The organism is Pseudomonas sp. Pdm06 (genome assembly GCF_014851795.1).
In the GTDB taxonomy this organism is placed as follows: domain Bacteria; phylum Pseudomonadota; class Gammaproteobacteria; order Pseudomonadales; family Pseudomonadaceae; genus Aquipseudomonas; species Aquipseudomonas fluorescens_AA.
This window is the reverse complement of record NZ_JACVAH010000010.1, coordinates 51891-78781: the sequence shown is the minus strand read 5'-3', so window position 1 is coordinate 78781 and position 26891 is coordinate 51891. Positions and strand designations below refer to the sequence as shown.

24 protein-coding genes are annotated in these 26891 nt (G+C 62.0%); 2 read left to right on the top strand and 22 right to left on the bottom strand.

The annotated features are described in order from the left end of the window. Positions 1-16: 16 nt before the first annotated feature. The 9 genes from IB266_RS17325 to IB266_RS17285 form a co-directional block, all read right to left on the bottom strand. A complete protein-coding gene (locus IB266_RS17325; protein WP_192261901.1) occupies positions 17-1015 on the bottom strand; it encodes a 4-hydroxyproline epimerase in 999 nt (332 codons plus the stop codon). A 12-nt stretch (positions 1016-1027) separates the two neighbouring features. After that, a complete protein-coding gene (locus IB266_RS17320) occupies positions 1028-1879 on the bottom strand; it encodes an ABC transporter permease (RefSeq protein ID WP_192261900.1) in 852 nt (283 codons plus the stop codon). After that, a complete protein-coding gene (locus tag IB266_RS17315) occupies positions 1876-2724 on the bottom strand; it encodes an ABC transporter permease (protein WP_192261899.1) in 849 nt (282 codons plus the stop codon). Before IB266_RS17315 ends, IB266_RS17320 begins: the two co-directional genes overlap by 4 nt. Next, the gene (locus tag IB266_RS17310) at positions 2721-3839 is read right to left on the bottom strand and encodes a quaternary amine ABC transporter ATP-binding protein (protein ID WP_060739531.1); all 1119 of its coding nucleotides are present in this window, start codon (positions 3837-3839) and stop codon (positions 2721-2723) included. The genes IB266_RS17315 and IB266_RS17310 overlap by 4 nt, the downstream gene beginning before the upstream one ends. A 78-nt stretch (positions 3840-3917) precedes the next feature. Then, on the bottom strand, positions 3918-4766 hold the full coding sequence (locus IB266_RS17305; RefSeq protein ID WP_192261898.1) for a glycine betaine ABC transporter substrate-binding protein: 849 nt from the start codon (positions 4764-4766) through the stop codon (positions 3918-3920). A gap of 70 nt (positions 4767-4836) precedes the next feature. Further along, positions 4837-6183, bottom strand: coding sequence for an NAD(P)/FAD-dependent oxidoreductase (locus IB266_RS17300; protein WP_192261897.1), 1347 nt, complete (start codon positions 6181-6183; stop codon positions 4837-4839). Next, positions 6180-7697 (bottom strand): aldehyde dehydrogenase, encoded by a 1518-nt coding sequence (locus IB266_RS17295; protein WP_192261896.1) that lies wholly within the window; start codon positions 7695-7697, stop codon positions 6180-6182. The genes IB266_RS17300 and IB266_RS17295 overlap by 4 nt, the downstream gene beginning before the upstream one ends. Further along, positions 7690-8601 carry a dihydrodipicolinate synthase family protein gene (locus IB266_RS17290; RefSeq protein ID WP_192261988.1) on the bottom strand — a complete coding sequence of 304 codons (912 nt, stop codon included), beginning with the start codon at positions 8599-8601 and terminating at the stop codon, positions 7690-7692. The genes IB266_RS17295 and IB266_RS17290 overlap by 8 nt, the downstream gene beginning before the upstream one ends. A 624-nt stretch (positions 8602-9225) precedes the next feature. Beyond that, positions 9226-10179, bottom strand: coding sequence for a LysR family transcriptional regulator (locus IB266_RS17285; RefSeq protein ID WP_192261895.1), 954 nt, complete (start codon positions 10177-10179; stop codon positions 9226-9228). Positions 10180-10342: 163 nt separating this feature from the next. Between IB266_RS17285 and IB266_RS17280 the strand changes: the two genes are divergently transcribed. After that, complete coding sequence (locus IB266_RS17280; protein ID WP_192261894.1) at positions 10343-14431, top strand: dermonecrotic toxin domain-containing protein; 4089 nt, start codon at positions 10343-10345, stop codon at positions 14429-14431. A 31-nt stretch (positions 14432-14462) separates the two neighbouring features. Here IB266_RS17280 and IB266_RS17275 read toward each other — a convergent pair whose 3' ends face one another. Then, entirely contained in the window at positions 14463-15356 is an 894-nt protein-coding gene (locus IB266_RS17275; protein WP_060739538.1) for a LysR family transcriptional regulator, read from the bottom strand. Between the two features lie 140 nt (positions 15357-15496). On the opposite strand from IB266_RS17275, the gene IB266_RS17270 reads away from it, so the two are divergent. Beyond that, entirely contained in the window at positions 15497-16753 is a 1257-nt protein-coding gene (locus tag IB266_RS17270) for an MFS transporter (RefSeq protein ID WP_412548312.1), read from the top strand. A gap of 203 nt (positions 16754-16956) precedes the next feature. Here IB266_RS17270 and gspM read toward each other — a convergent pair whose 3' ends face one another. The 12 genes from gspM to IB266_RS17210 are packed head-to-tail and all read right to left on the bottom strand — an operon-like array spanning position 16957 to position 26867. After that, the gene (gene gspM, locus IB266_RS17265) at positions 16957-17412 is read right to left on the bottom strand and encodes a type II secretion system protein GspM (protein WP_192261892.1); all 456 of its coding nucleotides are present in this window, start codon (positions 17410-17412) and stop codon (positions 16957-16959) included. Next, the gene (gspL, locus tag IB266_RS17260; RefSeq protein WP_192261891.1) at positions 17412-18515 is read right to left on the bottom strand and encodes a type II secretion system protein GspL; all 1104 of its coding nucleotides are present in this window, start codon (positions 18513-18515) and stop codon (positions 17412-17414) included. The genes gspM and gspL overlap by 1 nt, the downstream gene beginning before the upstream one ends. Next, on the bottom strand, positions 18515-19360 hold the full coding sequence (locus IB266_RS17255; protein ID WP_192261890.1) for a type II secretion system protein GspK: 846 nt from the start codon (positions 19358-19360) through the stop codon (positions 18515-18517). Before IB266_RS17255 ends, gspL begins: the two co-directional genes overlap by 1 nt. Then, a complete protein-coding gene (locus IB266_RS17250) occupies positions 19357-19890 on the bottom strand; it encodes a type II secretion system protein GspJ (RefSeq protein WP_192261889.1) in 534 nt (177 codons plus the stop codon). The genes IB266_RS17255 and IB266_RS17250 overlap by 4 nt, the downstream gene beginning before the upstream one ends. Then, positions 19883-20269 (bottom strand): type II secretion system minor pseudopilin GspI, encoded by a 387-nt coding sequence (gspI, locus tag IB266_RS17245; RefSeq protein ID WP_192261888.1) that lies wholly within the window; start codon positions 20267-20269, stop codon positions 19883-19885. The genes IB266_RS17250 and gspI overlap by 8 nt, the downstream gene beginning before the upstream one ends. Beyond that, positions 20262-20729: a type II secretion system minor pseudopilin GspH gene (gene gspH / locus IB266_RS17240; RefSeq protein ID WP_192261887.1), complete on the bottom strand. Its 468-nt coding sequence runs from the start codon at positions 20727-20729 to the stop codon at positions 20262-20264. The genes gspI and gspH overlap by 8 nt, the downstream gene beginning before the upstream one ends. Before the next feature lie 2 nt (positions 20730-20731). Further along, positions 20732-21190, bottom strand: a complete 459-nt coding sequence (gene gspG / locus IB266_RS17235; RefSeq protein WP_192261886.1) for a type II secretion system major pseudopilin GspG — start codon at positions 21188-21190, stop codon at positions 20732-20734. Between the two features lie 3 nt (positions 21191-21193). Next, positions 21194-22402, bottom strand: a complete 1209-nt coding sequence (gspF, locus tag IB266_RS17230; RefSeq protein ID WP_192261885.1) for a type II secretion system inner membrane protein GspF — start codon at positions 22400-22402, stop codon at positions 21194-21196. A gap of 4 nt (positions 22403-22406) precedes the next feature. Then, positions 22407-23870 carry a type II secretion system ATPase GspE gene (gene gspE / locus IB266_RS17225; protein WP_192261884.1) on the bottom strand — a complete coding sequence of 488 codons (1464 nt, stop codon included), beginning with the start codon at positions 23868-23870 and terminating at the stop codon, positions 22407-22409. After that, the gene (gene gspD / locus IB266_RS17220) at positions 23867-25792 is read right to left on the bottom strand and encodes a type II secretion system secretin GspD (RefSeq protein WP_192261883.1); all 1926 of its coding nucleotides are present in this window, start codon (positions 25790-25792) and stop codon (positions 23867-23869) included. Before gspD ends, gspE begins: the two co-directional genes overlap by 4 nt. Positions 25793-25800: 8 nt before the next feature. Then, positions 25801-26328 carry a type II secretion system protein N gene (locus tag IB266_RS17215; protein ID WP_192261882.1) on the bottom strand — a complete coding sequence of 176 codons (528 nt, stop codon included), beginning with the start codon at positions 26326-26328 and terminating at the stop codon, positions 25801-25803. Beyond that, positions 26325-26867: a cytochrome b gene (locus tag IB266_RS17210; RefSeq protein ID WP_192261881.1), complete on the bottom strand. Its 543-nt coding sequence runs from the start codon at positions 26865-26867 to the stop codon at positions 26325-26327. Before IB266_RS17210 ends, IB266_RS17215 begins: the two co-directional genes overlap by 4 nt. Between the last annotated feature and the right edge of the window lie 24 nt (positions 26868-26891).

Below are 26891 nucleotides of genomic sequence, written 5' to 3'. Positions count from 1 at the left end.
CACTCTGGAGAGGCGCTTACGCGAGCTGGAAACCGTGAGCGAGCGGGTCTCTGTCATCGACAAAAAGGGTGTTGTAGCCTGTCACCTGAGCCCAACCGGTGATGCTCGGGCGTATGCCGGCGAATTCGCCAACCTTTATCGCCGCCTCGACCTTGCCTTCGTAAAGCGTGCCAATCGGACTCTCGTGTCGATAGGTGTCGCCGACTCTCAGCCGCCCCTTGCCAAACAACTGCGCCATCCTGGCGGAAGTTCCGGTGCCACCAGGAGAACGATCAATGGCCTTGTCACCGTAAAACACCGCGCAACGACCATCCGCTGTGCTGTTCTGCGGTTTGTCGCACCAGATGACGTGATGCACGCCAGTGATCCGCTCATTTTCCGGGTGCAACGGATTGCAGATTCCGGCCAGCGCCGCGCGCAGTTTCACACTCAGACCGACGATATCGGCGGTGCTGTGTCCATCAAGGCCTGGCCAGCATTGCTGCGGTTCGACCACCGCGTAAAAGTTACCGCCGTAGGCGATGTCGACAGTCAGTTGCCCGACGCCAGGCACCTGCACCACAACATCCGCGCTGTGCAGGTAGCTGGCGACGTTGAACAGTTTGATCGACTCGACGTATTCACCGTCCAGGGTGTATTCGACATCGACACGGCCGGCCGGGGTTTCGATCGCCAGCTTGCCCGGTTCTTTCGGCGTCACCAGCCCCTCTTCGATGACCACCGTCGAAAGCCCGATGGTCCCCGCGCCGCACATCGGCAAGCAGCCGCTGACTTCGATGAACAACGCGCCAAAGTCGCAATCTTCGCGAGTCGAGGGGTAGATGATCACGCCGGACATGATGTCGTGGCCGCGAGGCTCGAACATCAGCGCGGTGCGTACCCAGTCGTGATCGCGGACGAATATCTCCCGCCGCTCGGCCATGGAAACCGATGGCAACAACGGACCGCCACCTGCGACAACGCGAACCGGATTGCCGCAGGCGTGGGAATCGATACAGAAAAAACTGCGTCTCATGGTGACGTCCTGTTAAACCATTTTGCTTGGCGAATGGCGCTGCAGCGCGCCGCGAGACAGGCGATCGAGCAGCAACGCGATGGCGACGATGGCAAGACCGGCGCGCAGGCCCAGGCCCATTTCCATCCGCGACAGCCCCCTGGTGACTTCAGCCCCCAGGCCACCCGCCCCCACCAGACCGGCGAGTACCACCATGGCCAGCGACATCAGGATGCACTGGTTCAGGCCCACCAGCAGCGTGGGTGCGGCGGTCGGCAATTCGATTTTGAACAGAATATCCTTCGGCGACGCACCGGACGCTTGCCCCAGTTCCAGCAGGTCTTTGGGCAGTTGTTTGAACGCCAGCGTGGTCAGGCGCAGCATCGGCGGAATGCCGTAGACGATGGTGGCGATGATCGCCGGAACACGCCCCAGGCTGAACAGGATCACCGCCGGAATCAGATACACCCAAGGCGGCACGGTCTGCATGATGTTGAGGATTGGCAGAAACGCATCGTCTACGCGCTTGACCCGAGCGGCCAGAACCCCCAGCGGGAAGGCAATCGCCACCGAAATCAGCACCGACACGGACACCAGCGCGATGGTCTGCATCGACGCGACCCACAGGCCAGAGAACAGGCAGAACGCCAACATCAGCGCCGCGAACACCGCCACACGTTTGGTGGCGAAGATGAACGCGGCAACAAAGACGATGGCGATCATCATGTAGGGATGAGGTGCCAGCAACAGGCGCTCGACCAGCCCCAGCACAGCCTCTACCACTTGGCTGATGACGACGAACAAGCCATGCAGATTGGCGTTGAGCCAGTCCACGACGGGGGCTAGAAACTCACCGGGGGAAAAACGCAGGTCGGCGATGCTCATTGGCTTTCTCCCATACGAGGCCGCGCTGCACTCTGCGCCAGGCGGTCGAGGATCATGGTCAGGATGACGATGGCGATGGCCGCGTTGATCGACTTGGCGATGTCCAGCGTGCGCACCGCCCCGTAGATCGACTCACCCAGGCCGCCGGAACCGACGATCCCGGCGATCACGACCATGCCGAACGCCATCATCAGGCTCTGGTTGACGCCGGCCATGATGCTGGGCATCGCGAATGGCAGGCGGATCTTGAAGAACATCTGCATCCCGGTCACACCGCTGGCGTCACCCAGTTCGATGAACTCCTTGGGGGTCATGCGAATGCCCAGCGAAGTCAGGCGCAAGGCCGGTGGCAGCGCGACAATGAAAGTCGCCAACAACGCCGTGGCCGGGCCGTATCCCAACAGCGCAATGGCGGGCAGCAGATAAATGTAGGGCGGCATGGTCTGCACCAGATCCAGGCACGGATCGACCACTTGGTCGAATGCAGGCGCGAGCCCCGCGACCACGCCCAACGAGATTGCAACCAACAACGCCAGAAAGGTCGCGGTGAGGACAAGAGCCAGTGTGCTCACGGTCTCCGGCCACAGTCCGATAAAGGCGCAAAACATCAGTGCCAGCCCCGACAGAATCGCGAAACGAAGGCCGATCAAGCGCCAGCCGATCAACGCGAACAGCAGCGCAATGACGTAAAACGGCGGCAAGGCGATGCACCAGAGCACGCCTTTGTAGACCGCTGTCAGCGCGTCGTTGGCGGCGCTGAACAGGAACTCGCCGTGATCGGCCAGCCACTCCAGGCTGGAATCGATGGCCGAATCGAACTGACTGGAAAAGTCGGGGGTGCTCATGCCGAAGCCTCCAGCGCAGCGGTCGCTGACGAGGCTGAGAATTCATTCGCAATTCCCTGCACACCGCGCAGCAGATCACGAGGCGTGATGATCCCTACGACCACGTCGTTATCGACCACCGCCAACGCATCGCGCTCGGATTTCACGGTCAGGCCAATCAGCTCGTTGATGTCCGCATCGAGCCTGGTCTTGATCAGTCGCGCAATATCACAGCCGGGGTTGGCCGCCTTGAACGGCGCGACCGGGGTCATCACCGAGTGGGCCTTGACCAGATGCAGGCGCGAGATGCCCGCGACGAACTCGGCCACGTAATCATCGGCAGGCTTGAGGACGATTTCTTCGGCGGTACCCACCTGAATGATCACCCCGTCCTTCATGATCGCGATGCGGTCGCCGATGCGGATGGCTTCGTCCAGGTCGTGGGTAATGAACACCGCAGACTTGCCGAGCTCTTTCGTCAGCTGGCGGAACTCGTCCTGTAGCTGGCGGCGGATCAACGGGTCGAGGGCGCTGAACGGCTCGTCCATCAGAATCACTTCCGGGTCGGCAGTGATCGCCCGGGCCAAGCCGACACGTTGCTGCATGCCCCCGGACAACTCGCTGGGGTAACGCTGCGACCATTCGCTCAGGCCCACTTTCGCCAGCGCACGCTCAGCCACCTTGTAGCGCTCGGCCTTGCCGATGCCCTGCACTTCCAGACCGAACGCGGTGTTTTCCAGCACCGTGCGGTTGGGCAGCAGGGCCACGCTCTGGAAGACCATGCCGATGTGCCGGGCGCGTACTTCGCGCAATTGTGCCGCTGAAAGCGTGGAAAGATCCTTGCCCTTGACCAGGACCTTTCCGGAACTTGGAGTGATCAGCTTGTTGAGCAACCTGATCAGGGTGGATTTGCCACTGCCGGACAATCCCATGATGCAAAAGATCTCTCCACGGCGGACCTGGAGACTGACGTTCGAGACCCCGACCACGCAGCTGTAATCTTGCAGAATCCGGGTCTTGGTAAGCCCCTGCTGAACGACAGCTTGCATCGCGGCAGGTGCGCTTTCCCCAAAGATTTTCCAGACATTCTGGCAATCTACCAGCACTTCGTTAGTGTCAATTTTAGCCGTTGTCATGTCGTAACCCGTCGAGTCAGTTTTGGCTGACTTCTCTCATTGATCAAAAGGCGGCAGTGGCAAAAAAAGCGCTGTGTTTCACTTCTTGACGTTTTCCCAGCGCTTCAACAAATCGGCGTGACTGTCGGTCCAGCCCTTGACGGCCTCATCCATGGTCTTGCCGTCCTTGACCTCGGCGTTCATGGCGGTGATGTCGGCGATAGGCACGTAAACACTGGCCATCAGCTCACGGGCACGTGGATTGCCCTCGGCGAAACCTTTATGGCCGATCCAGTAATAGCCTTGCAGCGGCGGGAAGATGCCTTTGGGGTCTTTCAGAAACTTCAGGTCGAATTTCTTGGTCATCCAGGACGGATCCCACACCGTGACCGCCACCCACTCTTTGCGGTCCACAGCAGACTTCAGCGCGGCGGTCATCGCAGCGGTACTGCCTTCGACCAGTTTCAGCTTGAGGTCATAGGCCTTGACCACGTTGTTGGCATCGCTCATCAAGCCTGACCCTGGCTCGATGCCGATGATCTTGCCGCCGAGCTTGTCTGCGTTGGCATTGAGTTGATCGATCGAATCGATGTCGACATAGCTGGGCACCGCCAGCCCCTGGTACAGACCGAACGAGACCGGCGACAGTTTTTCGAGCCGGTTTTTATTCTTGTTCCAGTAATCGGAGGCGGCGTAATCGGTCTGGGAGGCCAGAACCTGAACATCACCCTTGGTCAGGGCTGCATAGGCAATGCCCCACTCCGAAAACTCCACCACATTGACCGTGTAGCCAGAGTCCTCGAGCACCTTCTTGGTGATGCCGGTGATGGGGGTCAAGTCCTCCCAGTTCATGGTGCCCATGGTGATGGTTTTCTCTTCGGCGTGAACCGGCAGACTCATCATGCCTGCTACCGCAACCGCACAGACTGCCTTCCAGATTTTCTTCATGGCGTTCCCCGATCTACGTTTATAAAACTGGTTATGGATGTTTAACGAACCTCGGTCTTGCGACTCGACCTCAACCTTCCCGACCGGCCCTAAGTGCCTGCCAGCGAATGACTGAACTGACGCCCAACTGAGTCAACAACTTCGGTGGCAACTTGCTCGGCCCTGGGGCCTGGCTGTAGCGCTGCAAGAACTCCGACTGCGTACCGCTTGCCAACTCGGCGGCCATGACCCCGGCCAGGGTGCTCTTCACCGTGCCCAGACCGTTCTCGCAGCATGCGGCGTAGAGGTTTTCTTCCACTTCGCCAAAGGCTGGCGCGCTGTTGCGGCTCAGGCACAGGCGCCCTGCCCAGCTGAATTCGATGGGTGTCGATTTCAACTCCGGGAAGCGTGCGTCGAGCGAATGCCGTTGTTCTTCGGCCACCGCCGCAACACGCATCGGCGTCACGGTGATGTTCGGGTCGTAGGTGAATTTGGTGCGAATGACGATGCGCGATTGCCCGTTCGAGGTGATCTTGCGCACCGTTGCGCCCATCGGATCGGCGGGCAGCAGCGCCCAGCGGTCGTGACCGGTCACGTTGCGTTTGAATTCGTCGTGGCTGAATCCGGCGGTCATCGAGGCATAGGTGAAGACGTGCAGCAGCCGCCCCTTGAAATGCCCGAAGTCTTCGATGTGGCCATTGACCGCAAGGATGACTTTCGGCGCCGAGACCCGGCCCTTGTGGGATTTCGCCACCCAGCCGGCCCCGGACTTCGACAGCTCGACAATCGGCGAGCGCTCGTAGAGGCTGATCTTCTGCCCCAGCCCCTGCGCCAGGTCGCGGATGTACTGCGCCGGCTGAATCATCACCGCGCCGGGGGTATACAACCCACCGTGGTAGTAATTCGAGCCGGTGATTTCCAGCATCTGTTTTGCGTCGTACAACTCATGCCGCTCGCCGATCCTCGCCAGGGATTTCGCGTACTTGAGGTTCAGCTTCAAGCCGCGCGCGGTGGCTGCCGCGTTGATCTTCCCGGAGGGGTCGAAGGTCTGCCGCGACATGCCGTACTCAACCGCAGCCTGAGCCGCAAAGTCGATGGCAAAGCGATTCTGTGCGATCTCCTGCGCAGTGGCGGACTCACCGGCCACCGAGTATTCGCCGGAGGACAGGCTGTGGGGCACATCGATCATGAAGCCGGAGTTGCGCCCCGCAGGGCCCTTGGCGATTTCATGGGCGTCGACCACCACGATGATGTCGTCGGGACGTAGCTGGGACAGCCGACGCGCCGCCGACAGACCCGCGAATCCCGCACCGATGATCAGCCAGTCCGCCGACACGTTTCCATCAAGCATTCGCACAGGGGCAGAACGCGTGGAGATCGCCTCCCAACCTGAAACACCGGTGTCTACCGGCAGCCGCTTGATGGTGTGATCGCTCATTTTACGGTCTCGTCAACCGACCGATCAGACACATCGATCCATATGGTTTTGATTTCGGTGTACTGGTCGTGGGCGAACACTGACTTGTCGCGACCACCGAAACCGGACTCCTTGTAACCACCGAACGGTGTCGATGCATCACCCTCGCCGAAGCAGTTGACGGTGACGATCCCGGCACGGATTTCGCGAGCCAGCTTGATCGCCCGGCGCAGGTTGCCGGTGTACACCGAAGCGGCCAGCCCGCAGTGGGTGTCGTTGGCCAGGGCAATGGCTTCGCAGATCGAGTTGAAGGTCGTGACCGACAGCACCGGGCCGAAAATCTCTTCCTGGAACAGGCGGCTGTGGCGATCCACACCGTCGATTACGGTGGGCTGAATAAAGGCGCCGTCATGAGTATCGCCGCCATACACGGCTTCCAGATTGCTCGCACTGGCGTAATCCAGGTAGGACTTCACTTTCTCGAAATGGTCGCTGCTGACCAGTGCGCCCACGCGATTCTGCGGGTCCAGCGGGTCGCCCATTTTCCACTCGCGGATATAGGCGCCCATGCGCTTGAGCAGTTCGTCTTTGACCGATGCGTGAACCAGCAGGCGCGAAGTCGCCGAGCAGTTTTCGCCCATGTTCCAGAACGCGCCGTTGACCACCTGCTCGGCGACCAGGTCGAGATCCTCGGCGTCGTCCATGACCACGGCCGGGTTCTTGCCGCCACACTCGAGCACTACACGCTTGAGATTGGAATCGGCGGCGTAATGCAGGAAGCGGCGACCGGTTGCGGTTGAGCCGGTAAAGCTCACCATGTCGACATCTTTGTGCAGGCCGAGGGGTTCGCCCACGTCCTTGCCGGTACCCGTGACGATGTTCAGCACACCAGCGGGCACACCCGCGTCGAAGGCCAGCTCGGCGACACGCAGTGTGGTCAAGGTGGTTTGTTCAGCGGGTTTGACGATCACCGAACAACCGGCGGCCAGCGCAGGGCCGATCTTCCAGGCGAGCATCAACAGTGGGAAGTTCCACGGCAGCACACAGCCCACAACGCCAATCGGCTCGCGCACCACCATGGTCAAGGCATCGTTGCCCACCGGCGCGGTGTGGTCGTAAAGCTTGTCGATCACCTCGGCATGCCAGCGCAGGGTGTGAATGGTGTCTGGCACATCGACCAGTTGGCATTCACGCACCGGTTTGCCGCTGTCCAGGCTTTCCAGCACCGCCAGTTCGTGACGATTCTTTTCCAGCAGCTTGGCGAACTTCAGGAGCACGGCCTTGCGCTCGCCAGGGGGCAGTAGCCTCCAGCGGCCATCTTCGAAGGCTTCCCTGGCTTTGCTGACGGCATAGTCCACGTCTTCGGCAGCACAGGCCGAAACCTCGGTCAAAAGCTCGCCGGTAGCCGGATTGACGGTGGCAAAGGTATTGCCGGAAATCGCAGGCTTGAAGGCGCCATTGATGAAGGCGGTGTTCGGAAACGACATCGACTTTGCGATGGCGGCATATTCAGCCGCAGTCAGAAGATCACGCATTGTTGGCTCCCGAGGTGATGTGGGCGACGGTACGTTTCACGTTGGCGATGACGGTCTGCAGGCTGCGTTTGTCGTCCGAATTGAGCGGACGCAATGGCGCACGTACGTCACCGACTGCGAGCCCGTTCAATTCACAACCGAACTTGATGCACTGCACGAACTTGCCGCCGTCCAGCGCATTCATCAGCGGCATCATCGCGGACATGATCTGGCGGCCCTTATCGAAGTTCTTCTCGACGACACAGGCTTCATATAACGCAACATGCTCGTTTGGCAGAAAGTTGGAACCGGCACACACCCAACTCCTGGCGCCCCAGGCAAAGAACTCAAGTGCCTGGTCATCCCAACCACAAGACAAGGCGATATGGGGAAACTCACGGGCCAATAAATGAACGCGGCCCATATCGCCGGAACTTTCTTTAATGGCTTTTACGTTTTTGGACTTGCCGACCCGAGCGAGGTATTCCTCGTTCATTTGCACACACATGCGACCCGGATAGTTGTACAACATGATCGGCATATTGGCCGCGCGGTCGATGGTCAGCGCGTGGATGGCGTTTTCCTGATCGGTCGGCAGCGCGTAGGGCGGTGTGGTCACCAGGATCGCGTCGGCCTTGATCCGCTTGGCATCCTCGGCAAACAACACCGCGTCTTCGGTGCGAATGGCGCCGGTGCCGATGATCAACTGTACGCGGCTGCCGATGACTTCCCTGGCATGTGCGGCGAGCTTGAGGCGCTCCTCGGCAGTCTGCGCATAATATTCGCCGGTGGAACCGCCAATGATGATCCCGTGCACTTTCGCTTCGATCAGAGATTCGAGAACCTCGGAAAAGACGCTCCAGTCGATTTCACCATCAGGCGTATGCGGCGTGACCGCCGGTGTATAAATGCCTTCGAATTTCAAGACGATATTCTCCGAATAGGAATGGCCGTGGCGCTTAAAAAGAAACGGCCAATTAACAACAGCAAAACGTACGCGGCCGAAGCCCTGGAACACGAAATAAAGTCCATCTGATTTCCGGGATGTGCCCCGATGTAAAAACAAATACCGCAGGTGTGAGGATGACGTTGACTCAGGATTTAATCCTGAACCTTTATCAACGCAGAACTTCAATGTTCTTTCGCAATCGCCCAGCGCGACACATTTCCAGACCCACTCAAGTACATCGAGCAGGCCGCAGAAAAAACGCTAAAGTTTTAGAATACGTTCGGTCGAGACACGGCCTTTACCTCAGGCAGACACTGTTCGACACAGGGCAGATGAGCAATCGCTTTAATCAACATAGTCAGACCGTATCTATCCCAATTGGCAGTGACGACGGTTTCTTATTTTCAGCACGTATGGAAGGTCTCCATCGGCTTTTGCATGCCTCGAATCCTCTTGCATCGACCCGAGGATTACTGGCGGCTTGTGTGAAGATTACGTGTCGAACGCGCTTGCCAACAAGAAACCTTTTCACTGGGCAATGCATAAAAAAATGTTATCGATTGGACGCTCAGGATGTCGTTCGCGTCGCGGATGGCCGGTTCATTCGAACTGCGACAGCACCCAGTCCCTGAACCGGCAACAGGCCTCGTCGTGCTCGCGGTCTTCCCTGAACGTCAGGTAGTGCTGGCTTTCCTTGAGCACAACTTCTTCAGCGACCGGCCGCACCAGCACCCCGTCGTCAATCAGCTTTGTCACCAAGTGGTTCCAGCCAAGAGACACGCCCTGATGGGTCAGCACCATGCTGATGATGAGGTTGTAGTCGTTGGCATTGAGCACGTGAGGGCTGTCGTGCGGGCGCTCGTCAAGATTGACGTTATGGAAGGCGAACCACACATTCCAGTCCACATGTTCCGCCACCTGCGAACGGCCGTAGGGGCTGAGATTGAGCAGCACGCCATTGCGCAGCCCTTCCAGGCTCGACGACTGCGGGTGAGCGTCTCGGTATTGCGGGGTACAGACCGGATAGATCACGTCGTGGAACAGCGGATAGCTGCGGTAACCATCCTGAATCCGGGCCATCTTGGTGATGAAAATGTCCGGGCGAATGCCAGGCTCCATCGACAGAAAGTTCTGGGTGGTGATCAGGTTGAGATCAATATCGGGATTCTGGCTGAAAAAGGTAGGCAGTTTCGCCGCCAGCCATAGTGCCGAAAATGCGGGAGAGCAGCACAGGGTCAGCACGCGCTTCCCGGCGTTATGAGTGCGGATGCGCTCAGCCGCCTGGGAGATATTTACGAATGACATTTGCGCTGCGTCGAAGAAAATGGCGCCTGCTTCGGTCAACTCGACCGCACGACCTACTCGCCTGAACAGCTCTACGCCAAGATACGTTTCAAGCTCGCGAATTTGCCGGCTGATCGCTGCCTGGGTCACGCACAGCGCCTCTGCGGCACGGGTGAAGCTCTGATATTTGGCGGCTGCCACGAAGGACTTGACGGCCTTGAGAGAAGGCATTTTCAACAACGTCAAATCTGGATCGATGTGCTTGACCATAGCTTTAACGAGTCATCCATTTTGAGAAATAGGCAGATACTGGGAACAGAGATAGAGATCTTCTTACGCTATCGCCCCTCCCCGCATGCGGTACCTATATACCACCCACCCGAACTTTTCCTGAATAGGTTGTACTGCCAACATTCCTCCAGGAAGAAAAGCAGTGGAACACACCCCCCTTACAACGTCCCATGACTTACCGTTCGCCGACAGCGCCGCGCTGCCGGATGCCCCGCTGGTCAGCCAGCTCAAGGCGGCGCAGCAACAGATGATCCGCCTGAACGACGCCATCCCACGGCCTTCCAATGTGATCAGGCAACACCTGGATTATTGGTTCAGGAGAACCTTCCCGGCCTTGGCGGGCAGCATGACGGTGCACGAGCTGTCCGTGCGCACGCTGCGCGAAGAGACGATTGCGCCTGCGCAGCGCACAGCCGATGGCCCGGCAACCGGTAAGACGGTGACGGACACCCGCTTGCTCGAAACGCTTTTGCTGCAAGTCGTCGCTGGCAGGATCGATCCGCGGGCGTTCTTCCGTGACTTGGACGACATCGAGATTGTCACCCATCGGGACAGCACCGCCGCAGCGCCCGTCGCCCTGAACGAGCGCGCCGCAAAAACTGAAATCAAGCGGCTGATCAGCGCCACGCCGGCGCTTTATGAACGACTGCTCACCCGTGCATTGGATGAGTTCTGGAACAAGCCGGCCGACTTCAGCCAGGACCGCAAGGTCGGCGACTGGCTGGCGGACGAACTCGCCAGGCAACTCAAGGCCCAGGCCGATCTGCATCGGCTGGACACGACATTGAGCCCGCAAATGCACCAGGCGCTGACCGACTATGCGTTGTCGGCGCCGGACGCAGCATCTCGTGCACAGTTGGCGGAACGGGTCCGACCCGGGGTGTTCAGCCTGGGGATCACACCCCGCCGCTGGAGCTTCAGCGTACCGGTGTCGGGCGCCGTGGCCTTGTCGCGGTATGACAACGTCAGCGATTCGGGACATGCCGTGCTGTACCGCCCGGGCCAGCCGTTGCAACTGTACGACACCCTGGTGGCGCTCAAGGCCGGCCTGGCGCAAGACGGCAACGCTGGGGATGAAGTCGACATCGCGCCTGTCACCGAGCACTTCCTCGCTCGCCTGGTCACGGAACTGCGGACAGGGCAGAAAACCGCCGTGCGCGATGCCGTGCTGGACGGTCCCGCGGCATCGGAAGAAATCACCGCCTGGATGAACAGGGTCGATGCGGCGGCGGACATCGGCCACAAGCTGGACCTGGCGAGCGCCATGGAGGAGCGCGAACTGCGGCTAAACCTCAAGAGACTCAATGACTGGCTGCACGGCAACCCGCACGTTACCGCCAGCGATCGCCTGGCATGGTGGGCGGCGACGCGGGCCCTGCACAACGCTCTGACGGATCAGCCCCCGCCGCCGGACCCGGTGACGCTGGCCACCATGGACGCTCTTCGTGACCGGACCCGTCAGTTGCTCGCCGATGTCATCAAGGCGAAATACCCGCCGGTCGACCCTGAGGACGTGTCCCTGAGCATCAGAAGAACCGTGGTCGATCCCCACGCACCGACGGGTAGCTCGCCGTTTGGCTCCGGGGTCTCGCAAGGCAGCGTGAGGGGAATCGTCGATGACCGTCGCTCCCTGACACAGTGGGCGATGTCCAACCTGACCCAGGACGAACGCAATGCCTCTCACCCAACCGTGGAAGGGCCGCTGAGCTTCGCGCAAATTGTGGACGTCATTGAGAGGGCGAACATCGGCGCCCGGCTCCCGGTCGAGCTGCAACGCGTGGCCCGGGAACGACAGGCGCAGTGGATGGCCCTGAAAGCGCAACAGATGCGCGCCCAAGTGTGGGCCGCGCATATTTCGGGAGACTTGCGGCACGACCGGGACAATACCGGCTTGAAGCTGGTGCTGGCGGCACTGGACGGCCCGACCGCAGCGGCACGCGACAAGGTCAACGGGCACCAGGTGGTGGTCCGCCAACTGCAATGGGGCGACAGCGTGCTGAGGGAAGTGCTGGCGTTTGGGGTGAAGGCGACGGCGAGCCGCCCTTCGTTGACGCTTTACACACCAGGCGCCCCCGACGGCAAGACGTTCAGGGACGTGGATGCACCAAGCGCGCGGGCGTTGGAAACAACCTTGGCGCAAACACTCACTGCCACGTCGGAGATGACCCGTTGGCTCATTTCGCACCTGCCGCTGCTCGAACAGGCCAAGCAACTTGCCAGCATGGCACCGACCTCGGAGGACCTGGCGCTCGAGGAAAAAATCAAGAAAGTCACACAGTCTGTCTTCGCGTGGGCCCAGGACAGGGCACAGGACGATTTCGCGAAGACCATCGCCTCGCCCATCGTCGAGGGGGATGTGTTCAAAGCGTTGCATGAGACGCAAATCGCCCATGGGCTCAAGACGGCAGACATGTTGACGGTGACCCATGCCGAGCGCGACAGCACCTACGCCCAAGAGGGACGCCGCAGCGCCGTCCTGCTGCTGACGGGGGCGATGTCGATATTCCCGGCAGGCCGGCTGGGCGGCCTGCTGGGACGAGCGATCCTGCCGACCATGGCCGGCGGTGCCGCGGTGTCGGCGATAGACGATGAGAACGGCAGCCTGCAGCAGTGGACCCTTGATTTTATCGGCGGGCTGGGGGAGGTCATCGCCGAGGCGGGGCAGGACTTGATCATGGCCCGCGCCGGACGCCGTCGCAGGCAAGCACGCCCGGTGCTATCGGCGCTCCCCCCCATGACGGACCCGGAGCTGGAGCCGTACCGGCTCAAAGGGTTCGACGGCCACGGATTGATCCACGAGGGTCGCCACCGGTACCGGGATGCAAGCGGGCAAGGCTACCTGATGCTGGGGAGCGGCTATTACAAGACCGCGGTCCAGGCAGGCGAGCAAATCATCTACGCGCCCGACAACCGCTCCAACCAACGGACCGTCATTTGGGAAAATGATCGTTGGCAGGTTGAAGAACGTCAGCGTCTACGCGGAGGCGGCGCGCTCCAGAGCCTGCTCAGACGAGCCCCGCAGACGCCGCGAGAGCGAGCTTTCAATGCATTGGTGGAAGGGGTGCTGGTCAACAATCGCTACCCCACCCTCGAAGCCGTCAACACGGCAAAGGAGATTTTCCACACCATGCCCGACGCGCTGCTCGAACGCCTACTCGACGAAAGCATGGCCGACATAGGCGCGCTCGACCTCAACGCCTATCTCTCGAAAATAAGGGACCTGACCCAGGGCCGGGGCAATCTGTCCCGGCATCAGGCCGCCCACGACGATCTGCTGGACAAGATGAACACTTGGCGAATCGTGACCCTTAGCTATAAAGACATCGAAGCCAACGCGCCTGACGTCGAACTGAGCGAAACACAAAAAATAAAAATATATGACACGATCATTTCGCACAAAAACGTGTTCTTTACCGAAGATCGAATCCAGGTGCACACCACCATCATCACCGACAACCTGACCGGCGCAGTCTTCATGACCTTCACGCCTCATAAAGGCCGGAAAAGAGTGGCCATGGACAAGATATCCAAAGACACCCGGGCCATGTTGCACGCCGTGGAAGCCAAATTGAATGCCAAGGCCCAGGCGTTACATCCGGGGGACGGGCCGCAAGAGCAAGCCGCCCGAGGAAACTACATGGCTTCGGAGGATTACTACAACGAGATGATCACTGCGCTTCGGGAAGAGAAGCAGCGCATGCACAAGCCTGGCCTGTTGACGGAAATAAGGAACAATCGAGTGCCTTATCTCATTGTCAACAAAGGCAAGACCCAGCGAAATACCATGCTGCTCACCAGCGAAGACATTACAAACTTCACCAGTTCGCTCGCAAACTATGAACCCTTCGACATCGAAATCGTTACACAGGCCAAGTCCAACAAAGTGACAGGGACACCCCCACCCACCGCCCCCATGGTTTTACCCGCCCCGGAGCTTGTACCGGATAAATTCCAGACCCGCACCAGCCCATTGGCCGAAACACAGATGGCATACGCCAGCTTTCCCAAGGAGGCTGAAGCCAAGGTCGGGGAAATCCTGGCAGATATCCGCGCCGGCAGGATAACCACCAAGCGAATCTATCGGTACTACTGGTACACCATGGCCCAACTGTCCCCCGGCGGTGGCAAAGGCGCATGGCGCGCCGCGTTCGAACGCAAGGGCGACACCTGGATACTCCAGGGCTTTTATGATTACCACGGCAATAAGCCCGCGACGGTCTGGGAAGGATAGGTCGATGGAATCGAGGTCGAGTGGTTGGCGATCAACAGCCAGTGCCTTGCGTCAGTAAATCCACAAACGCCTTCGCCATCGGCGAACGCTGTTCCTTGCGCTGCACCAGCCACACGGCCGAGACCGCCGCCGGATCGAGCAGCGGTCGATAGACCACGCCATCGATGCGCATGCGTTGGTAGGACGCCGGCAATACCGAGACACCCAGCCCTGCCGCGACCAGGCCGATGATGGTCATGGCTTCACCGGCTTCCTGGGCGAAGTGCGGGCTGAAGCCGGCGTCGCGGGCCAGGCTCAGCAACTGCGCGTAGAGCCCGCTGCCGTAGCTGCGCGGGAAAAACACGAACGGTTCCTGAGCCAACGCCGAGAGGAACAGGCCCTTTTCATCGCCCTGGGCCAGGGGATGCTTGGCGCTGAGCACGGCCACCAGGGGTTCGCGGCTGAGTTCGATTTCCCTCAGGGCGTCGGGCAGCGGCAAGGGCCGCATGATGCCGACCTCGATTGCCTCATCCAGCAGTGCGTCGGCCACTTGGGTGCTGCTCATTTCCCGCAGGTTCAGGTGCACCGCCGGGAAGCGCTGACGGAACGAGAAGATCGCCTGGGGAATGGTGGAGTTGAACGGCGCCGAGGAGGTAAAGCCGATTTTCAGCTCGCCCAATTCCCCCAGTTGGGCACGGCGGGCCACGTCGGCGGCCTTGTCGACCTGGACCAACACCCGTCGTGCTTCTTCAAGGAACAGCCGCCCGGCCTCGCTCAATTCGACTCGACGATTGGTGCGCTCGAACAACCGTGCGCCAATCTCCTGTTCCAGTGCCTGGATCTGCTGGCTCAACGGCGGCTGGGAGATGCCCAGGGCCAGCGCGGCGCGGCCGAAATGCAGTTCTTCGGCAACGGCGATGAAGTAACGCAGGTGACGCAGTTCCATGGGTCATCCAATAGGTCGTTAAACGTCTTAAACAGGTCGAATAATATATTGGATAGAAACATTAGCTGGCTATATGCTTTTTTCATTGCCTGCCTGATCGTGTCCTTGCGAGGTCCACCGTGAAAACTGCTGTCGCTCCATTGGCCCATGAAATCCCGTCGCGTGCGCAGGACGATACCGTCGCCGAACTCAAGGACATCTACATCGAGAAAGGCACGCCGATGTTCATGCGCACCGTGCTGGCACTGTTCTGCGGTGGCTTTGCGACCTTTGCCCTGCTGTATTGCGTGCAACCGATGATGCCGCTGTTGTCCAGGGAGTTTTCCATCAACGCGGCGCAGAGCAGCCTGATCCTGTCGGTGGCGACCGGCCTGCTCGCCATCGGCCTGTTGATCACCGGCCCGATTTCCGACCGCATCGGCCGCAAATCGGTGATGGTCACGGCGCTGTTCGCCGCGTCGGTGTGCACGATCGCCAGCGCCATGATGCCGACCTGGCAAGGCGTCCTGCTGCTGCGCGCCTTGGTCGGGCTGTCGTTGAGCGGGTTGGCGGCGGTCGCGATGACGTATCTGAGCGAAGAGATTCATCCCAAGCACATCGGCCTGGCGATGGGGCTGTATATCGCTGGCAACGCCATCGGCGGCATGTGCGGGCGCCTGATCACCGGGGTCTTGATCGACTTCGTCAGTTGGCACACCGCGATGCTGGTGATTGGCGGCCTGGCGTTGATCGCGGCGGCGGTGTTCTGGCGGATTCTTCCCGAGTCACGCAACTTCCGTCCCCGTTCGCTGCACCCACGCAGTCTGCTGGAGGGTTTCACCCTGCACTTTCGCGACGCCGGGTTGCCGCTGCTGTTTCTCGAAGCCTTCGTGCTGATGGGCGCGTTCGTGACGCTGTTCAACTACATCGGCTACCGCCTGCTGGCCGAGCCTTATCATCTGGACCAGGCCTTCGTCGGGTTGCTGTCGGTGGTGTACCTGTCGGGCATCTACAGCTCGGCCAAAGTCGGCGCACTGGCGGACAGACTCGGTCGCCGCAAAATGCTCTGGGCGACCATCGCGCTGATGCTGTCCGGCCTCGTGCTGACCATGGCCACCCCGCTGTGGCTGGTGGTCCTGGGCATGTTGGTGTTCACCTTCGGTTTCTTCGGCGCCCATTCGGTCGCCAGCAGCTGGATCGGCCGCCGCGCCCTCAGGGCCAAGGGCCAGGCTTCGTCACTTTATCTGTTCAGTTACTACGCCGGATCCAGCGTGGCGGGTACGGCCGGCGGCGTGGCCTGGCACCTGGGCGGCTGGAACGGGATCGGCCTGTTCATCGGTGGCTTGCTGGTGATTGCGTTGTGGGTGGCGGTGAAGCTGGCGAAATTGCCGTTGTTGCCGGGGAATGTGCAGGTCTAGCCATCGCTATCCACATCGGGAACAAAGTGGACACTTTGTGGCGAGGGAGCTTGCTCCCGCTGGGTGGCGCAGCCGCCCCAAAACCAGCCACCGCGGTGCAACAGGTAAACCCTGTAAACCCGTTTACGACTGCTGCGCAGCCGAGCGGGAGCAAGCTCCCTCGCCACAAAGGCCACTCGTGCCCTGATCAAAACTGCCGTGTGTCATTGGCGCAAAACCACTCGCGCGCCCAACACACCATTCTCCACTTCCAACGTCAGCGACCGCAGCACCGCGCCCTCTCGCTCCTGTTGATCCAACCAATGCAGCAACGCACTCGCGTCACCACTGACGGCGAGTCGCAACGAGTCGCCGTCGACCTCCATCTGCGCCATGTCCAACCCCGCCGCTGTCGCACTTTCATTGACCCGCACCGACAAGGGTCGCGTGGCGACAGTCATGTCCCGGGTGGGTTCGGCACGCTGGATCCGGGCGTTCAGTTCGGCCTGTTGTTGATACTGGCGTTCGGCAACCTCCCGTCGTTGCCAGGTCGGTTGCCAAATCGCGGTGTAGGCCAGCGCCATCGACAACGCCCCGGCAAGCCCCAGCAACAGCCCTTGTTCCCGGCGCGACAGGCTTCCCCACGCCTGTTTCAAGACCCGCCATCGATCGACGTTCATCAACTGTTCTCCAGTGTGAGGATGGCCTGCACCCGATTGTTCTGTTTGCTCGCGCTGCCCAAGGTGACGGGTAAGCCATTTTGCTGCCCGCGTTCACGCAGTTGTTCAAGCTCGACGAAACTGTTCGCCGTCAACTGGATCTTCCAGCCTTCGCCCTCACGAAAATCGATGCGCTGCACCTCGACGTTGCTGGCGCCAATGACCTGCTCGGTCAGACGGGCCAGGCGCGCGACCTGAGTGTCGTGGCTTTGCCCGCGCCGACTCTGCAATGCCTGGAACTGCACCGCCAGGTCGACAATCCGCTCCTGCCCGGGATACAGCGACCTGAACCGCTGCTCACTTTGGGCATACAAAAGCCGGGTTTCGCTTTCAAGAAAACGTACGCGGGCGTCGCAAAAAGCCCAGGTGAGCACCAACATGCCCAGTGCCACCGCCGAAGCGCCACGCCATGGCAGCGGTCGACGACGTCGACGGAACTCACCTTGCAACAGGTCGATGGGACGTCCACCCGCGCTCAGCAGCCATTCATCGATGCCAGGGCAATCGCGCTCTTCGTCCAGCCAGTGAATGTCCTCGGGCAAGCCGGGCTTGAGCGTCGCCAGGGCCCGTGCCGACAACGCCAGCCGCGCCGGCAGCCCTGCGCCCAACAACCAGCGCCCGAACCAGCGCACGCCCAGTGCCTGGTCATCGGCAAGCAGGTCGGCATCGACATGCACCGCCCGCGTATCGATGCCTTGCTCGACGAGCAGCGCCAGCAGCGCCTGGAACCGGGCGCGTTCCGTCACCATCAGCGGATAGCGGTGCTGACGGTCCCGCGGGCCGACGCTGATGTGCAGCGCCTCCAGGTTTTCACTCAGTTGTTCTTCGATGGCGAATGCCAGGGCCTGGGGCCGGGGCTGGCGTCGAGAGGGCCACGGATCGCTGCGCAACCAGCTGCACATTTCCATCGGCAACAGTACATCGACGGGCCGGCCGCTCAACTCGCCGGCCGCCTCGTGCAACGGCAGGCGACGACGCTCGCCGCTGGGCGACCACACGCAGCACGGCCAGTTGGCGCAAGGCGCGGTCAGGCCCTCGGCGGTCAGGTAAAGCCAGGTTTTCATCAAGGAAGCTCACTGGGGCTGAAAGGTAAGAAACGTCGCTGACGAACCGTCCAGCGCCCGCTGACAGAATCACGCTCGATATCCGAGGCCAGGCGCAGACGGCGGTCGGCATGGATCACGCTCACGGTGATTCGAAACCAGCGACTGCCCACCCCCAGCCCATGGCTGCTGAGGCCCATGCCGGACAGCAACGGGTCGTTGGTAAACGCCTGCACGCTGGGGTATGGCGCGTGGCGACGCTGGTTGACCAACGCCTGGGCGGCCCCGGCCTCCATGCCCTCGAGGGTCATCAGCACGCGCTGCGGGGCGGTATTGATGTTCATCCGCGCGTCCTTGGGCAGCAACGCCACCCAGGGCTCCAGGCGCTGTAGCGTCGGGCCATCGATGCCCGGCAACAGGCGCAGTTGACTCAACTCCTGTATCGGTCCGACCTGGGGCAACGACAGCGACGGCAGATCCAGCGAGGCCAGCAAGCGGGTCCAGCGACCGAGGCTGACCTGATCGATTTGCCCCTGGGCCAGCAGCCCATTGAGATTCAGACGCCCGGACAAATCCTCGATACCGATGTGCAGCTCGGCGCCGTCCATTTCCATGGCAGGCCCGAGCCGGGCCCAATCCTGGCTCAGGTCAACGGGCCCGGATGGCGTTATCCCACTGCTTTCCAACACCACCCGCGCCCAGTCTTCCCCAGCCAATCCCAATTGCCGCAACTGGACCTGTTGCAGTTGCTGCGCGCTGCTGTGCAACAGCAGGCGATGGCTGCGCAACAGCCCACCGACCAGCAGCAATGCCAGGCTCAACACCAGCAGCACGCTGATCAGCGCCACGCCACGTTGGCGCTTCATGGCGACGCCTCCGGCAACAGCAGCACCCGGCGGATCTGTTCGAAACGCCCCGCAGACACGCTCAACTCCAACGCCAACGACACGGTGCCGCTCGCGGTTTCACTGCGCCAGCCCCGTTGCCGGTCGAACACGCGCCAGCTCAGGCTGCGGACGTCGTCGAGCAATATCTGCCGCTGCACAAGCGTCATGCCTTCGCCGACACTCTCGCGCCATAACGCGCCGCCCTTGAGCTGATAGCTGACTGTTTGCCGTTCGCTGCGAGGCTGGTCCAGTGGGTTGCGCCAATGGCTGCGCTGCAACTGCAAATGCCCGGGCGCGAGCACGACCGAGTCGGCAACCGCCTGCCACACATCCCGTTCGATCACACCGACAGCGCGCTGCAAGGCCCTGATGTCGCGCTCATGTTGAGCGACTCCCTGCTGGGTCCGCACGACCCCATCGAACAACCGCCAACTGGCCAGGCCGAGCAAGGCAAAAATGGCGATGGCGATGACCAGCTCCAGCAAGGTGAAACCCGCTTGCCTATTCATGATGGCTGCGGATCCAGCCGATGGTGCGGTGCGCGACGGCCGCGCTGTCGTCGCGGCTGACCTGGATCTCGACCTGCAACAGTCGTCCATCACGGGCCGGGGCGATACGCTGTTGCAAGACCCAAGCGCGGCGGTCCAGGTGCCGGTTCAGTCGCTGTTGTCCGGGCGACGTGATGACTTCCAGGCGCAGTTCGCTCAGTTGATTGTCCGCCAGCCAGGCGCCGAACAGACGGTCCTCAAGTGTGACGCTTTGCTTGAGCACGAACTGGCTGGCCGAAAGTACGGCCGCCGCCAGCGTCGCGAAAATCGCCAGGGCGATCATGACTTCCAACAGCGTGAAACCCTGGCAACCGGCGGCCTGCCTGCGCGCGTTACTCATCGGTCAGCGGCTCCGCCAGGCCATCGCTCGATACCCGGGCAACCGCTTGCCCTGCGACGTTGATGAACAGCTTGAACGGACTGATCTCGTCACTACTGAGCATCAGCAACTGGGGTGAGCCGTGAACGGCATCGAGCGACAGGGCATGACCGTCCAGCTCCAACCCGAGCGTCAAGCCCTCGGGCAATCGATGCGACATCGACACGGCCGTCCAACCCTGGACTTCGAGTCGCAACGCCTGATAACCGCCGGGCTGCACGTGCACCCCATATTCCTGCCCGTCCAGTACCGCCCGCTCGCGCAACTGCTGCACCAGCGCAACGAAGTCCCGGGCTTGCTGGCGAGCTTCACGCGCCGGGCCCGGCCCGGTGGCGAAGCGGACCATGCCCGCCAGGACGCCGATCAAGACGATAACGACCATCAGCTCCAACAAGGTGAAGCCCCGGCAACGGCGCGGCATGTTCACTCGGCCCAATTGCCGATGTCGGCCGCCATCCCTTCACCACCCGACACGCCATCGGCGCCCAGGGAGTAGAGGTCATAGCCGCCATCGAAGGATTTGTGTCCGGGGTTGAGGTACTGGTAGGGCGTGCCCCAAGGGTCGACCGGCAAGCTTTTCAGATAACCCTGGGGATTCCAGTTCCTGGCCGCGGGGGTACCGGACGGGCGTTTGCTCAACGCCTCCAGGCCTTGTTGGGTCGAGGGGTACTGGAAGTTGTCGAGGCGGTACATTTCCAGGGCCGTGGCGATCGCCTGGATATCGGTACGGGCGGCCGTGACCTTGGCCTGGTCGGGTCGGCTCATGAACTGCGGCACGACGATGGCGCCCAGTACGCCAATGATGACCACCACCACCATGATTTCGATCAGGGTAAAACCACGTTGTTGCTGGCGTGCGGGTCGGTTGCTTTGGAGTTTCATCGTTCAGTTCACCAATTGGTTGAGGCTCAGGATCGGTAGGAGAATGGCCATGACGATCAGCAGCACGACGCCGCCCATCAGCACCAACATGGCCGGTTCGAAAAGGCTCACCACCAGCGCGATGCGCGCCGCGAGGCTGGCTTCCTGTTGTTCGGCGGCCCGGGCCAGCATGTTGTCGAGTTCGCCGGCCCGTTCGCCGCTGGCGATCATGTGCAGCATCAGCGGCGGAATATCCCCGCCCTGCTCCAGGCCACGGGTCAGGGTCCCGCCCTCACGCACCGAACGTGCAACGTCTGCCATGCGGGCGCGGATCGTCAGGTTGCCGATCACCTGGGCGGCGATGTGCAAGGCCTCCACCAGCGGCACCGCGCTTTTGCTCAGGATCGCCAAGGTGCTGGCGAATCGCGCCGCTTCCATCGCCCGCAGCACCTCGCCCAGCAGCGGCAGCCGCAGCAACAAGCGATGCCAGCGCAGGCGCCACGCCGGTTGGCGCAAGCTCCAGCGCCACAACCCGAACAGCCCAGCCAGGGCACCGAGCAGCACCAGGCCATGGCGGCGCAAGCCATCGCTCACGGCGATCAGCGCCTGGGTCAGCCAGGGCAACGGCTGACCGCTGTCGATGAAAATCTTCACCACATCCGGCACCACATAACCCAGCAGGAACGCGACAATCGCGACACAGGCCAGCATCAGGATCAGCGGGTACACCAACGCCAGTTGAATGCGCTGGCGCGAGGCCTGGCGCGCCTGGGTGTAGCTCGCCAGTTGCTCCAACACCTGGCCCAGGTGACCCGACTGCTCGCCCGCCGCGACCGTGGCGCAGAACAGTTCAGGAAACGCTTGAGGGAAGGCCCTCAGTGCCGTCGCCAGCGCGTGGCCTTCCATCACCCGGCTGCGCACCGCCGCCAGCAGGTGGGCAACGCGCCGTTTCTGGCTCTGTTGCGCCACCGCCCCCAGGGATTCCTCAAGGGGCAGGCCGGCCTGGATCAAGGTGGACAGCTGCAACGTCAGCAACGCCAGATCCGCCGGGCCCAGGCGCCCCCCGGCATGGTGCCCGCCCAGGACTCGCTGTTCCTTGGCTTGCGCCAGCTCGCTGGGCAGCAAGCCGCGCTCGCGCAACAACTGTCGAGCATGGCGGGGGCTGTCGGCTTCCACGCGGCCCTTGCAGCGTCGGCCCTGGGTGTTTTCGGCACGATAATCGAAGGTCGGCATGGCGCTAATCCTCCTGGGTAATGCGCAGCAGTTCGTCGACGCTGGTCAGGCCTTCCAGCACGCGCTGGCGACCGTCCTGGAACAGGCTGCGGGAGGTCTTGCGGGCCTCGGCGGCTAGCGCCTGCTCGGTGGTGCCCTGGTGAATCAACTGCGACAGGGCGGCGTTGACATGCACCAGCTCATAGATGCCGAAGCGCCCGCGATAACCTTTCTGGCATCGCTCGCAGCCCTGGGCCTTGAACAGCCTGGGCGCGGCATCGGCGTCGAGGCCCAGGCGCCGACACGTGGCGGCGTCGGCCACATAAGGGGCTTTGCAGGAGGGGCACAGACAGCGCAACAAACGCTGGGCGACGATGCCGGCCAGAGACGACGCCAGCAGATACGCATCCACGCCCATGTCCACCAGCCGCGTGACCGCGCCGACGGCGGTGTTGGTGTGCAGGGTCGAGAGCACCAGGTGCCCGGTCAGCGACGCCTGGACGGCGATTTCGGCGGTCTCGCGGTCGCGTATTTCGCCGACCATCACCACGTCCGGATCCTGGCGCAAAATGGCCCGCAGGCCGCGGGCGAAGGTCATGTCGACTTTCGGGTTGACCGGCATCTGGCCGATGCCCGGCAGGTGATATTCGATGGGGTCTTCGACCGTGAGGATGTTGCGGCTCTGGTCGTTGATGCTGCTCAGCGCCGCGTACAGGCTGGTGGTCTTCCCCGACCCCGTGGGCCCGGTGACCAACACGATGCCGTGGGGCTTGCCGAGCAACTGGCGCAGGCTCGCCAGGGTGTCGTCGGGCAGGCCCAGGCGTTGCAGATCCAGACGCCCGGCCTGCTTGTCGAGCAAGCGCAACACCACCCGCTCGCCATGGGCCGAAGGCAGGGTCGAGACTCGCACATCGACCTCGTGCCCAGCCAGGCGCAACGCCATCCGGCCGTCCTGGGGCACGCGTTTTTCGGCGATGTCCAGGCGCGCCATGACCTTGATCCGCGACACCAGCAGGTTCGCCAGTTCCCGGCGCGGGCGCAGCATTTCCTGCAACTGCCCGTCGATACGCATGCGCACCGACAGGTATTGCTCGAACGTTTCCAGGTGCACATCCGAAGCGTGCTCGCGGACCGCCTCGCTGAGCAGCGCATTGATCAGGCGAATGATCGGCGCATCACCCTGCTGCTCCAACAGATCGGTGGTCTGCGGCATCTGGTCGGCCAGGCTGAGCAGGTCCAGTTCCTCGTCCAGGCCTTGGGCCACCTGCTCGGCGGCGCTCTGGCCCTGGCGATAGACGCTGGCCAGGCGCGCGGCGAACTGCGCCGGCTCCAGGACCTGGACAGGTAGATCCCGCCCACACAGACGCCGGACTTCAGCCACGGCAGTCAGGGGCGTGTCGCTGCGCATCGCCAGGCTCAAGGTCGGCCCCGCGCCTTCCAGCAGCACGCCCAGGCGCCTGGCGAAACCAAAGGGCAACGGCTCGCTCACAGGCCCTCCGGCTGCGGTGCAAGCAGGTCGACCACCGGCTCCTGCGCAGACGATTCGAACAACTGGCGGGCGTCCCGGGGCAGCAGCAGCGAATTGTTTTTCCGCGAGCCAGGTTTGCTCAACTCTCGGAGCGCGTCGTAGCGTTGCCGGCTCACATCGGCCAGGTCTTCGCTGCTGCGCACGATGGTCGGGCGCAGGAACACCATCAAGTTGCTTTTGGTCTGGGTGTCGCGGTTCCAGCGAAACAACGCGCCCAGGTAGGGAATACTACGCAGCAGCGGCACACCGCTTTGCTGGCTGCGGACACTGTCGCGGATCAGGCCGCCGATCACGATGATCTCGCCATCGTCCGCCAGGATCGTGCTCTTCAAGGCGCGCTTGTTGGTGATCAGGTCCGAGGAGTCCACACCGGAGACCGACGGCGCGATGTCCGACACCTCCTGCTCGACTTCAAGGCGCAAGGTCGAGCCTTCGTTGATGTAAGGCTTGACCTTGAGGCTGATACCCACATCCTTGCGCTCCACTGTGGTGAACGGATTGTCCGCGCCGTTGCCGCTGGTGGCGTAGGAACCCGTCTTGAACGGAACGTTCTGGCCCACGATGATTTCCGCCTCCTGGTTATCCAGGGTCAGCAGGCTGGGGGTGGACAGCAGGTTGCTGTGGGCATTGCTCGCCAGCGCCGAGACCAGCGCACTGAAGCGATCGCCACCGAGGCGCAGGAATGCGCTTTCCTTGGTTTTATCCAGCTTGTTGAAGTCCAGGCCGATGATCGGGATGTCGGTTCCCGGGAAGTTGATGCTCCCTGTCGCGCTGCCGCTCTTGAGTCCCCACTGCACCCCCAGCGCTTCGGAAATATCTCCGCTCACCTCGACGATGGCCGCATGAATGAGCACCTGGGCCCGGGGTTGGTCCAGCTCCCGGACGATGTTTTCGATGATGCGGACCTGGGCCGGTTCGGCGATCAGGACCAAGGCATTCTGGCTTTCATCGGCCTTGATCCTGAATGGGCTGGCACCTGCGGTTTCCCGTTGGCCAGCGAGGGCGGGTGTGGATTTCCTATCCTGGCCGACACCTTCCAATACCTCGGCCAACTGTTTGGCATCGCTGTGACGCAGACGGATGACCCGCGCATTGTCCTGGGAGGCGGCTGCCGGCACGTCCAGGGTCCGGGCCAGGTCGACCAGGCGTTGACGCACCGCTGGCGCGCCGATGATCACCAGCCGATTGCTGCGGGCATCGGCGATCACCACGCCCGCCGTATCCCCCTCGCGCTTGCCGCCGGAGGCTTCCACGAGTGGGGCGATGTCCCCGGCCTGGGCGTGCTTCAAGCGCACCACCACGTGATTGCGGTTGCGTCCTGAATCCAACCGTTGCACAACGCCGGCGATGCGCTGGACGTTGGCGGCGGTGTCGGTGACTACCAGGGCGTTGGACGATACCGAAGGACCGACGTAACCATTGGCCGATACCAAGGGGCGGATCAGCCCGGCGACGTCGGCAGCGATGCTCGATTGCAGGTCGAGAACCCGGGTGACGAACTGCGACGGTGTGGCGCTGTGTTCATCGGCGACACCGGCACGCGTCTTGGCATCGCTGACCGGCGTGATCAGGATCCGCTCGCCTTCGTCGATCACGGTGAAGTTATGGGCGTCGAGTACCGAATAGAACAACCGCCGCACCCCTTCGCGGTCCAGCGCCTCACGGGACATGACCGTGATACGCCCCGACACCCGGGGATCGAGCACCACGGTTTTGCCCAGGATCGCGGAAAACTCTTCGACCACGTCGCGCAGTTCCGCGTTGTTCATCGCCAGTTGCCACTGGGCCTCTTCGGCCTGCAGCCAACCGGCGGGCGTCAGCAGGCAAGACGCGACGAGGCAGAACAGGACACGCGAAACACGGCCCCGGATAAAGCTGTTCATGAATTCGATCACTCTGATTGCCCGGCCACCGGGCGTAGGTATTGCGAGGAATGCAGCGCGGCATGGCCCCCGTCTTCGAGGCTCAGCCGGCGCAGCAAGGGCTTGGCTGCGGGTTGCAGGGCCAAGCGCTCTTCACGTCCGTTGCGCCACAACGTCACATGGCTGGCCTCGACCCGGCGCAGCACGCTGCCACCTGGCAAACGCTCGCCCACCTGGTAAATGCGCGGGCCAGCGGCGTCCGCCAGCAAGGCCCGCGACAAACCTTGGCCAGCGACAAAACTGGCTTGCAATGTGATCGGTTCGGCGCTTGGTGCCTGGGCACCTTCAGGCGCCAAGCCGAGCACAGTCGCCACCGCTTGGACGTTGGGCAAGTCGCGATGCGGCGCCACCGGCGAGTCGCTCACCACCGGCACGTCACGGCCCAATGCCTGGCGAAAACGCCATTCCTGCCCGGCCAGCAATGCCCCGTAGAGCAGCGGCACGAGCAGCAGCGCCAGCCTCGGTAAACGCCTGCCGACCCGCAACGACAGACTCAACTTTGCACCCGCGGGAGGGTGACCGCCGGCTTGGCGAAGGACATCCGGCGCACCACCCTACGCCCGGAAAACTCATGCCAGAGCACCGCGCACAGGTGCAACGCGACAAGCATCGAAAGCACCATGCAAGACTGCACGTGGATCGTGTTGGCCAGTTCGATCAACGCCGGATCAGCCAATGGCTGAGGAAATCGAACGAGGCCGAAGACACTGATGGCGCTTTTCATCATCAGCACGCCGGTCACCAGCACGACGCCGATCACCAGGTAGATCAGCGCGTGCACCGCCAAGGCCAGCCTCTTGTTCAAGGAAAGCGCCGTCCCCTGGGGCTCCCGCTCGCACACGAACAGCCAGGCCCGCCATACGAAAAACGGAATGAACAGCGTGGTCAGCGACACATTGAATGACCCGACCCATTGTTGGGTCGAAGCGGACACCGGGTTGAACGCCACATAAAAACCGGACGCCAACGCCCACAAGATAATGACCGCCGACAGCCAGTGCAGCAGCACCCGCCGCCTTGAGTAATTGATAGACATCACTGCGCTCTCGTCTGAAGGCCC